The organism is Chromobacterium sp. Ag138, assembly GCF_055181315.1.
On record NZ_JBUPWA010000001.1, the window covers coordinates 2,473,785 to 2,487,586 of the forward strand.

Annotated in this window: 15 protein-coding genes; 14 read left to right on the top strand and 1 reads right to left on the bottom strand. The window is 64.7% G+C overall.

Annotation, left to right across the window (positions count from 1 at the left end; genetic code table 11):
• Positions 1–5: 5 nt before the first annotated feature.
• The 14 genes from ACY3GB_RS11305 (at position 6) to ACY3GB_RS11370 (ending at position 12,709) form a co-directional block, all read left to right on the top strand.
• The gene (locus ACY3GB_RS11305; protein WP_463088827.1) at positions 6–827 is read left to right on the top strand and encodes an alpha/beta hydrolase; all 822 of its coding nucleotides are present in this window, start codon (positions 6–8) and stop codon (positions 825–827) included.
• A gap of 226 nt (positions 828–1,053) precedes the next feature.
• A complete protein-coding gene (locus tag ACY3GB_RS11310) occupies positions 1,054–1,656 on the top strand; it encodes an outer membrane beta-barrel protein (RefSeq protein ID WP_463088828.1) in 603 nt (200 codons plus the stop codon).
• A gap of 114 nt (positions 1,657–1,770) precedes the next feature.
• Positions 1,771–2,679, top strand: coding sequence for an oxygen-dependent coproporphyrinogen oxidase (gene hemF / locus ACY3GB_RS11315; RefSeq protein ID WP_463088829.1), 909 nt, complete (start codon positions 1,771–1,773; stop codon positions 2,677–2,679).
• Between the two features lie 103 nt (positions 2,680–2,782).
• Positions 2,783–4,435, top strand: coding sequence for a phospholipid carrier-dependent glycosyltransferase (locus ACY3GB_RS11320; RefSeq protein WP_463088830.1), 1,653 nt, complete (start codon positions 2,783–2,785; stop codon positions 4,433–4,435).
• Between the two features lie 45 nt (positions 4,436–4,480).
• Positions 4,481–4,852: an SMR family transporter gene (locus ACY3GB_RS11325; protein ID WP_021476900.1), complete on the top strand. Its 372-nt coding sequence runs from the start codon at positions 4,481–4,483 to the stop codon at positions 4,850–4,852.
• A gap of 18 nt (positions 4,853–4,870) precedes the next feature.
• Positions 4,871–5,995 (top strand): DegT/DnrJ/EryC1/StrS family aminotransferase, encoded by a 1,125-nt coding sequence (locus ACY3GB_RS11330; RefSeq protein ID WP_463088831.1) that lies wholly within the window; start codon positions 4,871–4,873, stop codon positions 5,993–5,995.
• Between the two features lie 5 nt (positions 5,996–6,000).
• Positions 6,001–6,951, top strand: coding sequence for a glycosyltransferase (locus tag ACY3GB_RS11335; RefSeq protein ID WP_463088832.1), 951 nt, complete (start codon positions 6,001–6,003; stop codon positions 6,949–6,951).
• On the top strand, positions 6,948–7,865 hold the full coding sequence (locus ACY3GB_RS11340; RefSeq protein ID WP_463088833.1) for a formyltransferase: 918 nt from the start codon (positions 6,948–6,950) through the stop codon (positions 7,863–7,865). Before ACY3GB_RS11335 ends, ACY3GB_RS11340 begins: the two co-directional genes overlap by 4 nt.
• Before the next feature lie 49 nt (positions 7,866–7,914).
• Complete coding sequence (locus ACY3GB_RS11345; protein WP_231150022.1) at positions 7,915–8,958, top strand: bifunctional UDP-4-keto-pentose/UDP-xylose synthase; 1,044 nt, start codon at positions 7,915–7,917, stop codon at positions 8,956–8,958.
• 340 nt (positions 8,959–9,298) lie between these two features.
• Positions 9,299–9,844 carry a GrpB family protein gene (locus ACY3GB_RS11350; protein WP_463088834.1) on the top strand — a complete coding sequence of 182 codons (546 nt, stop codon included), beginning with the start codon at positions 9,299–9,301 and terminating at the stop codon, positions 9,842–9,844.
• Positions 9,845–9,883: 39 nt separating this feature from the next.
• On the top strand, positions 9,884–10,783 hold the full coding sequence (locus tag ACY3GB_RS11355; protein WP_463088835.1) for a 4-deoxy-4-formamido-L-arabinose-phosphoundecaprenol deformylase: 900 nt from the start codon (positions 9,884–9,886) through the stop codon (positions 10,781–10,783).
• An 85-nt stretch (positions 10,784–10,868) separates the two neighbouring features.
• A complete protein-coding gene (locus ACY3GB_RS11360; protein ID WP_463088836.1) occupies positions 10,869–11,114 on the top strand; it encodes a DUF6868 family protein in 246 nt (81 codons plus the stop codon).
• 381 nt (positions 11,115–11,495) lie between these two features.
• Positions 11,496–12,230, top strand: coding sequence for a hypothetical protein (locus ACY3GB_RS11365; RefSeq protein WP_463088837.1), 735 nt, complete (start codon positions 11,496–11,498; stop codon positions 12,228–12,230).
• Between the two features lie 20 nt (positions 12,231–12,250).
• A complete protein-coding gene (locus ACY3GB_RS11370) occupies positions 12,251–12,709 on the top strand; it encodes a hypothetical protein (protein WP_463088838.1) in 459 nt (152 codons plus the stop codon).
• Positions 12,710–12,782: 73 nt separating this feature from the next.
• On the opposite strand, the gene ACY3GB_RS11375 is transcribed toward ACY3GB_RS11370, so the two are convergent.
• The gene (locus ACY3GB_RS11375) at positions 12,783–13,796 is read right to left on the bottom strand and encodes a nucleoid-associated protein (RefSeq protein WP_463088839.1); all 1,014 of its coding nucleotides are present in this window, start codon (positions 13,794–13,796) and stop codon (positions 12,783–12,785) included.
• Between the last annotated feature and the right edge of the window lie 6 nt (positions 13,797–13,802).

The window sequence follows — 13,802 nt, forward strand, 5'->3', positions numbered from 1 at the left end:
TCAGAATGGTTTCCTCACGACCGGCGGCGTTGCTGGTGCATGGACTCGGCGGCACGGCCTATGATCTGGGCGCGCTGGGCCGCACCCTGGAAGACGCCGACATCGTTACCCACTCCCCGGTGCTGCCCGGTCACGGCGGCTCGCCGGAAGACCTGCTCGGCGTAGGCTGGGAGGATTGGGTGGAAAGCATTCGCGCCGAATACCGCGCGCTGAAGGCCAAGCACAAGGTGGTGCATCTGGCCGGGGTCTGCCTGGGCGGCCTGGTGGCGCTGGAAGTGGCCCGCCGCGAGAAGCATCAGGACAAGCTGGCGCTGTACGCGCCGCCGGTGTTTCTGGACGGCTGGAGCCTGCCCAAGCTGACCTGGCTGCGCCACGCGGTGTATCACATCCCTGGGCTGGCCAAGAAAATGCGCGTGCCGGAGGTGTCGCCGTTCGGCATCAAGAACGCCCGCATCCGCAAGGCGATCCAGCAGCGCTTCGAGCGCGGCGATCGCTTCCACTACGCCTACATCCCGCTGATGTGCATCCGCGAAGTGGACCGCCTGCGCCGCCAGTTGCTGCCGCGCCTGGCCGAGATCACCTGTCCGACGCTGATCGTCCACGCCGACGAGGACGACATCACCAGCCCGCGCTCCGCCCACCACCTGATGCAATACCTGGGCGGTCCGGTGGACTTCATGCCGCTGTCCAACAGCTATCACATGGTGATGGTGGACAACGAGCGCGCCGAAGTGCTGCAGCGCAGCCTGAAGTTCTTCAACAGCCAGCCCAAGCCGACGCAACCGGTCGAGCAGGCCTGCGGCTGGACCGCGTTCGCGGCGGCCTGAGGCCTCCCCTCCCCGTCAATCAAACCGCCCGCCGCCCGCGGGCGGTTTTGTTTGCGCCCGGACCCTAGAAACAAGTCCCGGCCAACCTCTTCATGACAAATCGTTCATGTAAGTCCTGTTTTACATTTCGTTACAGAACCTGCTCTCACCTTCATCACAAGCCAGACAAATCCGCCGCGCGCTTGTTGGAGAATGTTTACTCTATTAATAAAACTTAATGATTTATATGAAACACATCGTTATCGCATCCGTATTGAGCCTGTCCGCCCTGACCGCCCACGCCGCCGACAACGGCGCCTATGTGTTCGGCAACCTGGGATACAACGCCAGCGAAATGAAAACATTCGGCAATACCAGAGGCATGCAGTTGCAGAACAACAAAACTGGCGGCGCCAGTTGGGAAATCGGCGCCGGCTACCGCATCAACCCCTATCTGGCGACTGAACTGTCCTACGCCGATTTCGGCAAGATGCAAGGCGATATCTCCGGCAACGGCGACAAAACCACTGCGTCGATGGCTCTGCGCGCCGAGCGCGTGGCTGTCCTCGGCATTCTGCCGGTGGCGGACAATCTGGAAGTGTTTGGCAAGCTCAGCCTGAACAATGTTCATGCCGACGCCAAGTTCCAGGACTCCGAAGGGTCGGTTTCCGAAAAGAAAAGCAACGTCAAAGCCGGCATCGGCTTCGGCGCCAGCTACGCCTTCAACAAGAACGTGTCCGTGCGCGGCGAATACGAATACATCGCCGCCCGCTATCAGACAGCTGGCAACGCCGGCCTGAAAACCAATGGCATCAATCTGTTCAAAGCCGGCCTGAGCTACCAGTTCTAAGCCGTGCCGATTGCCCGCCGCCCGGCGGGCAATTTTCATTGCCCCTCCGCCTCATCTCAGCGAGGTCGCCTCTGCTACAATCTGCCTCAATTTCCCTGCGAGACAGATCCCACCATGAGCCATCCGCACAGCGACGCCGTCAAATCCTTCCTGCTGGACCTGCAAGACCGCATCTGCGCGGCGCTGGAGCTGGCCGACGGCAGGGCCCAGTTCGCCGAGGACGCCTGGAGCCGCGAAGCCGGCGGCGGCGGGCGCAGCCGGGTGCTGAAGGATGGCGAGGTGTTCGAGCAGGCCGGCGTCAATTTTTCCCATGTCCACGGCGACGCGTTGCCGGCCTCCGCCACCGCGCACCGGCCCGAGCTGGCCGGCCGCCGCTTCGAGGCGATGGGCGTGTCGCTGGTGATCCATCCGTCCAATCCGCACGTGCCCACCAGCCACGCCAACGTGCGCTTCTTCATCGCGGAAAAGGACGGCGAGGCCCCGGTGTGGTGGTTCGGCGGCGGCTTCGACCTCACCCCGTATTACCCGCAACAAGAAGACGCCGTGCACTGGCATACGGTGGCGCGCGACCTGTGCGCGCCGTTCGGCGGCGAGGTCTACCCGCGCTACAAGAAATGGTGCGACGAATACTTCCACCTGAAGCACCGCAACGAGGCGCGCGGCATCGGCGGCCTGTTCTTCGACGACCTCAACGAATGGGGCTTCGACAAGAGCTTCGCCTTCACCCGCGCGGTCGGCGACGGCTATCTGGACGCCTACCTGCCCATCGTCGAGCGGCGCAAGGAGCAGGCCTGGGGCGACCGCGAACGCCAGTTCCAGCTGTACCGCCGCGGCCGCTACGTCGAATTCAACCTGGTCTGGGACCGCGGCACGCTGTTCGGCCTGCAGTCGGGCGGCCGCACCGAGTCCATCCTGATGTCGATGCCGCCGCTGGTGCGCTGGGAATACGGCTACCAGCCGGAGCCGGGCAGCCCGGAAGCCCGGCTGTACACCGACTTTTTGCCGCCGCGCGACTGGGTATGAGCCGCCGCCGGTTACAAACGGGCAACGCACAGCGGCTGGCGGATCGGTTATCCTAGCCAGTTCGCTTTTTTGACCGATTTCGATCGACGATTCCGGGATACCGATGCACACCACCAAGGCCACCGTCGTGCCGCGCGCGCAGGAGATCGCGCTATGGCTGCTGTTCGCGCTGATCTGGTTCGGCAGCCTGGGCTACCGCGGCCTGATCCATGCCGACGAGGGCCGCTACGCGACGATCTCGCTGTTCATGCTGCACAGCGACGACTGGGTCACGCCCCGCCTCAACGGCCTGCTCTATTTCGAAAAGCCCATCCTGCAATACTGGATGGGCGCGCTGAGCTTCGCCGCCTTCGGCGTCAATGAATTCGCCGCCCGCTTCTGGCCGGGACTGACCGGCTTCCTCAGCGTGGCCGCTGTGTCGCTGACCGCGCGGCGGCTGTGGGGCATCGACGCCGGGCGCCTCGCGGCGCTGGCCGCCGGCGGCATGGCCTGGATCGTCGCCAACAGCCATTTCCTGTCGCTGGACATGGGCGTCAGCTTCTTCCTGACCGTGGCGCTGTGCGGCTTCCTGCTGGCGCAACGCGAAGAGGCCGGCCGCGAGGAAACCCGCTGGGCGATGTGGTTGACCTGGGCGGCGATGGCCGGCGCCACGCTGAGCAAGGGCCTGATCGGCCTGCTGATCCCCGGCGCCACGCTGGTGCTGTACAGCCTGGTCAACTGGCAATGGTCGTTCTGGAAACGGATGCACTGGCTCAGCGGCCTCACGCTGTTCTTCGCGCTCACCGCGCCGTGGTTCGCGCTGGTTTCAGAACGCAATCCGGACTTCGCCCACTTCTTCTTCATCCGCGAGCACTTCGAGCGCTTCCTCACTACCGAGCACAAGCGCACCGGCGCGCCGTGGTACTTCGTGCCCTATCTGATCCTGGGCCTGCTGCCGTGGACCACGCTGCTGCCACGCGTGGTCAAGGATGCCTGGGCCGATCGCGCCGCCGGCCTGCGCGTCGGCCGCCTGCTGCTGATCTGGTGCGTGTTCATCTTCGCCTTCTTCAGCAAGTCCAGCTCCAAGCTGCCGTCCTACATCCTGCCGATGTTCCCGGCGCTGGCGCTGATGCTGGCGCACAGCCTGGGCAAAATGGCGCCGGGCCAACTGAAGAAACACATTCTGCTGCCCGCGCTGCTGTGGCTGGCGCTGCTGGCCGCCTGGCCGTTCGCCGGCCGCTTCGCCAGCGTCGACTCGCCGCCGGAGGTGATCCGGCCCTTCGCCCATTTCATCGCCGCCGGCGCCGCCGCGTTCCTGACCGCGGCCGTGTTCTCCTGGCGCGCGCTGGGGAAGGAACGGATGCTGGCCGCCGTCGCCGCGCTGTCCTTCGGCAGCCTGATCGCGGTGACGCTGGCCGCCAGCGGCCACGACAGCTACGGCCGCCTGAAGGGCAGCAAGGACATCGTCGCGCAGATCCAGCCTTACCTGACGCCGGACAGCGAAATCTACTCGGTCCGCTACTACGATCAGACCTTCCCCTACTATGTCGGCCGGCCGGTGACGCTGGTGGATTTCGTCGACGAGTTCGAGTTCGGCGAGGGGCAGGAGCCCCAGCGCTGGATGCCGCGCCTAGAACAATTCGCCGAACGCTGGCGCGCCGCGCCCAAGGCAGCGGCGATGCTGGGCGACGATACTTACCGGGAATTGCAAAAGCAGGGCCTGCCGATGAAGGTGATCTACCAGGACCCGCGGCGGATGGTGGTGGCGAAACCGTAACCCCTCCCTGGCAGAGACCGGGAAGCAAGCTTTGGATAGGAATGAATGAAACTGATTGAATTCGGATTGATACTGTTCGGCGTGCTGCTTAACGCCGCCGCGCAGCTGTGTTTGAAAGCCGGCGTGCGCCAGATCGGCCACTTCGACTTCTCGTTGGCCAACGCCTGGCCGACGGCCTGGTCGCTGGCCACCAACCTGCCCATCATCGGCGGCCTGTCCTGCTACGCGATCAGCGTGGTGGTGTGGATCATGGCGCTGTCGCGGGTCGAGGTCAGCGTCGCCTACCCGATGCTGTCCATCGGCTACGTGGTCAACGCGCTGCTGGCTTACTGGATGTTCGGCGAGGCGCTGGCCGCGCAGAAGCTCGTCGGCATCGCCGTCATCATCGTCGGCGTGGTGCTGGTCGCCCGCAGCTGATTTTCGCAAAGGTCCGACATGGAATTCCTGCCTTTCACCCGTCCCGCGATAGACGAGGACACCATCGCCGCCGTCGGCGAAGTGCTGCGCTCCGGCTGGATCACCACCGGCCCGCGCTGCCAGCAACTGGAGGCCGAGCTGTCAGCCTTCTGCGGCGGCCGCCCGGTGCGGCTGGCGGCATCGGCCACCGCCGCGCTGGAGATGGCGCTGCAAATCGCCGGCATCGGCCCCGGCGATGAAGTCATCACTTGCCCGTTGAGCTGGATCGCCACCGCCAACGTCATCCTGAAAGTGGGCGCGACGCCGGTGTTCGTCGACGCCGACCCGGCCACCCGCAACATCGACCTGGCCAAGATCGAAGCCGCGATCACGCCGCGCACCCGCGCCATCATCCCGGTGGACCTGGCCGGCCTGCCGGTGGACCGCGACCGGCTGTACGACATCGCCGGCCGCCACAAGCTGCGCGTGGTGGAAGACGCCGCCCAATCCATGGGCGCCGGCTGGAACGGCCAGGCCATCGGCCGCGGCGGCGACCTGGTATCGTTCAGCTTCCACGCCAACAAGAACATGACCAGCGGCGAAGGCGGCTGCCTGGTGCTGAACAACGCGGAAGAAGCGCGGCTGTTCGAGAAGCTGCGGCTGCAGGGCGTCACCCGGCTGCCGGACGGCACCATGGACGTGGACGTGCTGGGCGGCAAGGCCAATATGACCGACATCGCCGCGGCGATCGGCCTCGGCCAGCTGAAACAGCTGGACCGCTTCAACGCCCGCCGCCGCGAGCTGGCCCGCCTGTATTTCCAGCATTTCGACCGCTCGCTCGGCTGCGGACTGCCGCCGGAAGACTTTGCGAACAGCAACTGGCACATGTTCCAGCCGCTGCTGCCGCTGGAGCGGATGAGCATAGGCCGCGGCGAGTTCATCGCGCGGATGAAGGCGGAGAACATCGGCGTCGGCGTCCACTACCCGGCGATGCACCTATTCGCGCTGTTCCGCAGCCAAGGCTACGCCGAAGGGCAATATCCGGTAGCCGAAGACATCGGCGCCCGAACCGTCACCCTGCCGCTGTTCCCGGCGATGAAAGACGAAGACGTGCTCCGCGTCTGCCAAACCTTCAGCGCCGCGCTGCGCGCCGTTTTACACTGAGAGACATGAATACCGCCATCAACCTTTCCGTCGTCATCCCGGTCTACAACGAACAGGACGTGCTGCAGGCGCTGTTCGACCGCCTGTACCCGGCGCTGGACGCGCTGAACCTGCGCTACGAGATCGTATTCGTCAACGACGGCAGCCGCGACAAGAGCGCGGCGATGCTGGCCGACCAGTTCGGCCTGCGGCCCGACGTCACCCGCGTGGTGCTGTTCAACGGCAACTTCGGCCAGCACCGCGCCATCCTCGCCGGCTTCGAACACAGCCGCGGCGAGCGCGTGGTGACGCTGGACGCCGATCTGCAGAACCCGCCGGAAGACATCCAGCTGCTGCTGGCCGAGATGGACAAGGGCCACGACTACGTCGGCTCCATCCGCCGCCAGCGCAACGACAGCATGTGGCGCCACCTGGCCAGCCGGGCGATGAACCGCCTGCGCGAGAAGCTGACCCGCATCAAGATGACCGACCAGGGCTGCATGATGCGCGCCTACAGCCGCCGCATCATCGACACCATCAACCAGTGCAACGAGCTGCACACCTTCATTCCGGCGCTGGCCTACCAGTTCTCCCAGCATCCGACCGAGGTCGTCGTCGGCCATGAGGAGCGCTTCGCCGGCGAATCCAAGTACTCGCTGTACAGCCTGATCCGGCTGAACTTCGACCTGATGACCGGCTTCTCCATCGTCCCGCTGCAATGGTTCTCGCTGATGGGCATGGCGGTGTCGGCCGGCTCCGGCCTGCTGGTGGTCTACCTGCTGCTGCGCCGGCTGATCCTGGGGCCGGAAGTGGGCGGCGTGTTCACGCTGTTCGCCATCGCCTTCTTCCTGATCGGCCTCGCGCTGTTCGGCATCGGCCTGTTGGGCGAATACATCGGCCGCATCTACCAGGAAGTGCGCTCGCGCCCGCGCTATGTGATCCAGGCGGTGCTGGAGCGGAAAGAGGGCCAGGCATGAGCCGCGCCGTCGTCTTCGCCTACCACAACGTCGGCGTGCGCTGCCTGAAGGCGCTGATCGGCCGCGGCGTCGAGGTCGCGCTGGTGGTCACCCATCAGGATAACCCGAACGAGAACATCTGGTTCCACAGCGTGGCCCAGACCGCCCGCGATTACGGCATCCCGGTCATCACGCCGGATGATCCCAACGCGCCGGAAGTGGTGGAGCAGGTCCAATCCTGCCAGGCTGATTTCCTGTTCTCCTTCTACTACCGCCACATGCTGAAGGCGCCGCTCTTGGAAGCCGCCCGGCGCGGCGCGTACAATATGCACGGCTCGCTGCTGCCCAAGTACCGCGGCCGAGTGCCGATCAACTGGGCCGTCATCCACGGAGAAACCGAAACCGGCGCCACGCTGCACCAGATGAACGTCAAGCCGGACAACGGCCCGGTCGTCGACCAGATGGCGGTGCCCATCCTGCCGGACGACTCCGCCGACGAGGTGTTCGCCAAGGTGACCGTCGCCGCCGAAATGGTGCTGTGGCGCAGCCTGCCCGGCCTGATCGCCGGCGACGCGCCGCATATCCAGCAGGATTTAAGCCTGGGCGCGTATTTTGGCGGGCGCAAGCCGGAAGACGGCCGCATCGACGCGCAGGCCGGGGCCGCGCAGCTGCACAACTTCGTGCGCGCGCTGACCCGGCCGTTCCCCGGCGCCTTCGCCGACACTGCCGCCGGCCGCCTGCTATTGTGGAAAACGCTGCGCGCCGGCCGCGCGGCGCCGACGGAACGCGCCGAGCTGCGCTGCGCCGACGGCCGCTTGTGGCTGCATTGCGCCGACGGCGGCCGCCTGGCGGTGCTGGAGGCCGAGCTGGCCGGCCAGCCGCTGACCGCCGACAACTTCGCCGCCCGCGTCGCTGCCGACGCGCTGGCGTTGTGAACCGATTACCGAATTCGATTTTCCGCCCGCGGGCGGTTGAGGACATCCAATGAAAAAAGTACTGATCCTGGGCGTGAACGGCTTCATCGGCCACCACCTGACCAAGCGCATCATCGAGACCACCGACTGGCACATCTACGGCATGGACATGCACGATGACCGCGTGGCCGAGTGGAAGGACCACCCGCGCTTCCACTTCTTCGAAGGCGACATCACCATCAACAAGGAATGGATCGAGTACCACGTCAAGAAATGCGACGTGGTGCTGCCGCTGGTGGCCATCGCCACCCCGTCCACCTACGTCAACAACCCGCTGCGCGTGTTCGAGCTGGACTTCGAGGCCAACCTGCCCATCGTCCGCCAGTGCGTGCAGTACAAGAAGCATCTGGTGTTCCCGTCCACCTCGGAAGTCTACGGCATGAGCCAGGACGCCGAGTTCGACCCGGAAAACTCCCAGCTGATCTACGGCCCGATCAACAAGCCGCGCTGGATCTACGCCTGCTCCAAGCAGCTGATGGACCGCGTGATCCACGCCTACGCGATGGAAGAAGGCCTGAACTACACGCTGTTCCGCCCGTTCAACTGGATCGGCGGCGGCCTGGACAACATCAACACGCCGAAGGAAGGCTCCAGCCGCGTGATCACCCAGTTTCTGGGCCACATCGTCCGCGGCGAGACCATCAAGCTGGTCGACGGCGGCCACCAGAAGCGCGCGTTCACCTATGTCGACGACGGCATCAGCGCGCTGATGAAGATCATCGAGAACAAGGACGGCAAGGCCTCCGGCCAGATCTACAACATCGGCAACCCGGTCAACAACTACTCGATCCGCGAACTGGCGCAAATGATGCTGGATCTGGCCCGCGTTTATCCGGAATACCAGTTGAACGCCGACAAGGTGCAAGTGGTGGAAACCACCTCCGGCCAGTACTACGGCAACGGCTACCAGGACGTGCAGAACCGCGTGCCGAAGATCGCCAACACCATGGCCGATCTGGACTGGAAGCCGACGGTGACGATGGCCGACGCCTTGCGCGGCATCTACGACTACTACCGCGACCAGGTGGCGGCCAGCCGCGACCTGTCGGAGTAAAGCACTACCCGGTAGGCCGATCAACGATATATAGCGGATGGTTGATCGGCAGCCGCCTTAAGCCCCTTTGGCCCGAGCCGGTGAAACACTCTTGGGCCAGGGGCCTTGGAGCCGCCGTTTTTTTGATCGGCGGCGCCTGGCTCAAGATTGTTTCATCGGGGTTTCTCGGGCCGCAGGGGTCGCCTGGGATTGCTAAGGGGCTGGCGAGACAGCCCCTTGCCCGTCCGGCGGGCGGAACCGCCATCGAAATCATCGTCCGCGCAGCGGACTCCATTTCTTTCCGCTATCGAACCGCGCCTGAAGAAAAGCGTTCTCTCCGCGCCAACCGAATCTTTCCTTCATGCACCGCCACATCAAGATCGTCCCCTACACCCCAACCTGGCCGCAACGCTTCCAAGCCGAGCGTCAGTCGATCCTGTCCGCCCTCGGCCCGTTGGCCGACGCCTGCGCGATCGAGCACATCGGCAGCACCGCCGTGCCCGGCCTCGCCGCCAAACCCATCATCGACATCATGCTGGGACTGCCCGCACTCAGCGACCTGGAACCATGCCTTCCAGCGCTTCAATCAGCAGGCTTCCATCTTCAGCAACAAGCGGCGGCAGCCATGCCCAATCGGCATTACTTCGCCAAACCTGCCGCCCATCCGCGCGAAGTCCATCTGCACGCGGTGGCGCTGGGCAGCGGCTTCTGGCGCGACAAGCTGGCCTTCCGCGACGCGCTGCGCGCCGACAGCCATCTCGCCGAACGCTATGCCGATTTGAAGCGGAAACTGGCGCAAAACCACGGCGATGACCGCGCCGCCTATACCAGCGCGAAGAGCGCTTTTATCGCCTCCGTGTTGGCCACGACGTCCGGAAAACCGCACGGCAAGCCCGCCGCGCGGTAAACTCGCCAGCGATTCCGAATACTTGAACCTGCCATAACAATGAAAAAACTCGCCCTGAAGATAGACGTCGACACCTGGCGCGGCACCCGCGAAGGCGTGCCGCGGCTGATGGAGGCGCTGCGGCGGCACGACGCCGGCGCCACCTTTTTGTTCAGCCTGGGCCCGGACCACACCGGCCGCGCGATCAAGCGCGTGTTCCGCCCCGGCTTCCTGTCCAAGGTGTCGCGCACCTCCGTCGTCGAGCACTACGGCATCCGCACCCTGCTGTACGGCACCGTGCTGCCGGGCCCGGACATCGGCCGCCGCGAGGCGGCCCTGCTCCGCGGCGTGCGCGACGCCGGCTTCGAGGTGGGCATCCATTGCTGGGACCACATCAAGTGGCAGGACTACGTCGCCGGCAAGGACGCGGCCTGGACCCGCGCCGAGATGCACAAGGCCGCCCGGCGCTTCCGCGAGATCTTCGGCGAGGAGGCCCGCACCCACGGCGCCGCCGGCTGGCAGATCAACGACGCGGCGCTGGCCTACCAGCAGGAGCTGGGCATGCGTTACGCGTCCGACGGCCGCGGCAGCCACCCGTTCCAGCCGCTGGACGCCGCCGGCCGCCCGCTGGGCGTGCCGCAGCTGCCAACGACGCTGCCGACGCTGGACGAGTTGATCGGCCTGGATGGCCTGAGCAACGACAACGTCCACGAGCATCTGCTGAAACTGACCGAGGCCGAGGCCGCCACCGGCCACGTCTACACGCTGCACGCAGAGCTGGAAGGCATGCGGCTGATGGAAGTGTTCGAGCGCCTGCTCGCAGGCTGGAAGCAACAAGGCTACCAGCTGGTCAGCTGCGTCGATCTGTTCGACAGCCAGGATCTCGCCAATCTGCCGTCCGGCCGGGTGGTGATGGGGGAGATACCCGGCCGCAGCGGCACGCTGGCGCTGCAGGCCTGAGCCGCCTTCCCGAACGCCCCGCCCGCGCGGGGCGTTTTGCATGGAAGGGCTATGCTGAAAGCCTACTCCTGTCGGAACAGCCGCCATGGACATCCTCTACGCCGAACGGCTGCTGCTGGCCAGTCTGGCCTTCCACTACGCCGTGTTGACTCTCTGGTTCTGCCTGTTTTTCTTCCGCCGCGGCTGGCTGTACCGGTTGCACAGCCGCTGGTTCAACCTATCCGAGCCGGCGTTCGACCTGCTCAACTACGGCGGCATAGGCCTGTACAAGATCCTGGTGTTCGTGTTCAACCTGGCGCCGCTGCTGGCGCTGTGGCTGACGGCGCGCTGAAGCCCGCCGCCATCCGATAAACTCCATCATCCCCGACGCTTGCCTGCCGCTCGATGGCGGAGTCGGAAATACGTCATCTCACAGACATCAGGATCAATACGCGCCGACATAGGCTGTAGCTTCAGCACGCCATGGCGATGCTGCACCAATTCCGGGTTTGACTAGCGGCTCCAGGCCTCGCCGCTTTCTTGGCTCTCCTGCTGCCGATACCGGGCCATGTCCCGCCAACCCGTTCTCCCCCCCAGCCAGGCTGGCCAGCTCCCACATTCATGGACTTCCATGTCATACCCATCGCGGTTCCGGGCCATCCAAATATTTACATGGGTTAATTCTAAAAAATAAAATATTCTTTTAGCTTGCCACTCTTGATGGAGCATGCACATGCTTAATGCGATCAGCCCATCGTCTTCCCCGATAACGACAAGCTCGCGCAGCGAAGCGGCCAAGCCCGCCGCCGCCAATCCGGCGAACGCCTCAAGTCCAAGCAGCGTGGAGACGCAGATCTCTCCGCTCGCCCGCTTGCTCGGCGAGAGCATGTCCCTGATGAAACAGCGTGAAAGCGCGCTGAGCCGCGGCGAAATGGCCGGCATCGCCGACTCCGCGCTGAATGCGATTTGCGGCCCGGGCTACGACGCGCTCAAGTCGGTCCATTACCAGCAAAAACCATCCGATCCCGATCCGGCCAGACAAAAACTGGCGGCCGACGCCAACGCATTTCTCGAGGCGGATGGAAAAAACAGCCAACACGCGCTGAACCCGTTTGCCGGGCTCAACCGCGAGGAGCTGGATGCGGTGGCGTCAGACGATAGCGGCCGCTACACCGTGAATGAACGACGCGCCGCTTATTTGGAGGCTTATGACATGGAACAGGCCTGGCGCCGGCAAGTCATGGCCGCTGGCCAGGCTGAGCGCGAGGCCACCGGATCCCGTCGTCATTTCTACGAAGAAATATTGAATCATTACCAGGCCTTGCCCCCGCTGGAACAATCCCTCTATCCGGCAAGCTACAGCCAGAAATTGCAGGCCCATATCCAGAAAGAGCCGGCAGTCGAAGACAACAATTTCGACTGGTACCAAAAATTCCCCCTCGCCGCCGACGGCAAGACCCCCACCTAAGCCACTGACAAACAGACGATATGCACAAGATCACGCTTGCCGCTGTACTGCTTGGATTAAGCTCCAGCATCGCCCTTGCCGGCCCGACCGTTACCGTCACCTTCAAAAACCAGGGCAAAACCGATGTCCGATACCAGGTGATCGGCAAAAATGAAATCGAAACCCAGGCGAACGCCTCGCCGAAACCCGTCTCCGTCGTGCCGGCAGGCCGCAGCGACACTTACTATATCGCCAGCCCGCTCAACCCCGACGTCAACTACGCCTTCGTTCGCTACACCGACAGCGCGCGCCAGTGCGAATTCCGCACCACCTTCGTCAACGTGCCCAAGCCCGGCGGCCTGTTGAACAATGGCGTGATTCCCAAAGTGCCGCAGTGGAACAAGACCGCCACCGGCAACGGCGGCGCGTTCTGCAATGCCGAGATCACCTACTACAACATGGCCACGCTGGAGTGGTCGGTCGAGTTCACCATGCGTTGAGGCGCGCAGCCGAACCAACGCAAACGGCGACGGTCTCGCGACCGCCGCCGTTTGCGTTGCCGCCGGAACCGGCTTACAGCTCGCGCTTGTTCAGGAACAGCGTCAGGCTGAGCCCGCCCTCGCCGTCGTTCTGCGACTGGATGTTCTTCAAAGTGATGCCGGACGGCAGCAGCACGCTGATCCCGTGGCCGACGCCGTAGCGCGACAGCGTCTTCTCCAGCTGCTTGGCCACGCCCTTGGCCGGCAGCCTGGCTTCGTCGTCCAGCTCGAAGCCGTATGACTCCGCCGCGCTGCCCAGCGCCACTTCCACCTGCTCGCGCGGCACGAAGCGCTCGGCGGCGGCGGTCAGCGCCTTGGCCTGCACCTCTTCCGGCTGGCTTTCCACCAGCGACAGCAGCTCGTCCTTGAAGCGCGCCTGCTCGACAGGATCTTCAATCTCGCCCGACAGCTGCTCCACCACGCTGGCCAGCATCTTGCTGCTGGACGCCTTGTCCGGCACCCGCAGCGCCTTCAGGAAATCGTCCAGCCAGAACTTGGCCTCGCGGCTCAGGCGGTCCACCGCGTACACCGTCGGGCCGTGCTCCAGGATCAGCGCGCCCTTGTCGATCAAACGCGGATTGATGCCGGAGGCGTGGCTGATGTCGAACACGCCGGCGCCGTCGATGATGGTGAGGAAGTCGTCGCGGATCTCGGACTTGAACACGCCCAGCGCGCGCATGTCGCGGTCGCCGTCGGACAGCCCGGCGAACTGGATCACCAGCAGGTCGCCGGCGCTGATGTTGGGGTGCTGCGAGCGGCCGTACAAGTGCTTGGCGATGCGCTGCGACACCTCGAGGAAATCCACCTCGCCGCGGAAGAACTGGCGGGTGTAATGGTAGATCTCGTTCAGGTTGAGATCGGTCTCGTGGACGAACTGGTGCTTCTTGCGATCGGAGACGATGCCCTTCAGATAGCCGTCCAGCAGCAGGCCGGAAACGGCCTCGTCCACCATCGTGGTGCGCTCGGACAGCTGCAGCGGCTCGCCGCGCGTCGGGTTGCCCACCCGGTGCACCACCATGCACTCCACTCTAGATTCCGCTATCACCATCGCCGC

Bases quoted from the DNA above. Each gene is read 5' to 3' on its own strand.
- ACY3GB_RS11305 (WP_463088827.1), top strand. From the start codon at position 6: ATGGTTTCCTCACGACCGGCGGCGTTGCTGGTGCATGGACTCGGCGGC.
- ACY3GB_RS11310 (WP_463088828.1), top strand. From the start codon at position 1,054: ATGAAACACATCGTTATCGCATCCGTATTGAGCCTGTCCGCCCTGACC.
- hemF (WP_463088829.1), top strand. From the start codon at position 1,771: ATGAGCCATCCGCACAGCGACGCCGTCAAATCCTTCCTGCTGGACCTG.
- ACY3GB_RS11320 (WP_463088830.1), top strand. From the start codon at position 2,783: ATGCACACCACCAAGGCCACCGTCGTGCCGCGCGCGCAGGAGATCGCG.
- ACY3GB_RS11325 (WP_021476900.1), top strand. From the start codon at position 4,481: ATGAAACTGATTGAATTCGGATTGATACTGTTCGGCGTGCTGCTTAAC.
- ACY3GB_RS11330 (WP_463088831.1), top strand. From the start codon at position 4,871: ATGGAATTCCTGCCTTTCACCCGTCCCGCGATAGACGAGGACACCATC.
- ACY3GB_RS11335 (WP_463088832.1), top strand. From the start codon at position 6,001: ATGAATACCGCCATCAACCTTTCCGTCGTCATCCCGGTCTACAACGAA.
- ACY3GB_RS11340 (WP_463088833.1), top strand. From the start codon at position 6,948: ATGAGCCGCGCCGTCGTCTTCGCCTACCACAACGTCGGCGTGCGCTGC.
- ACY3GB_RS11345 (WP_231150022.1), top strand. From the start codon at position 7,915: ATGAAAAAAGTACTGATCCTGGGCGTGAACGGCTTCATCGGCCACCAC.
- ACY3GB_RS11350 (WP_463088834.1), top strand. From the start codon at position 9,299: ATGCACCGCCACATCAAGATCGTCCCCTACACCCCAACCTGGCCGCAA.
- ACY3GB_RS11355 (WP_463088835.1), top strand. From the start codon at position 9,884: ATGAAAAAACTCGCCCTGAAGATAGACGTCGACACCTGGCGCGGCACC.
- ACY3GB_RS11360 (WP_463088836.1), top strand. From the start codon at position 10,869: ATGGACATCCTCTACGCCGAACGGCTGCTGCTGGCCAGTCTGGCCTTC.
- ACY3GB_RS11365 (WP_463088837.1), top strand. From the start codon at position 11,496: ATGCTTAATGCGATCAGCCCATCGTCTTCCCCGATAACGACAAGCTCG.
- ACY3GB_RS11370 (WP_463088838.1), top strand. From the start codon at position 12,251: ATGCACAAGATCACGCTTGCCGCTGTACTGCTTGGATTAAGCTCCAGC.
- ACY3GB_RS11375 (WP_463088839.1), bottom strand. From the start codon at position 13,796: ATGGTGATAGCGGAATCTAGAGTGGAGTGCATGGTGGTGCACCGGGTG.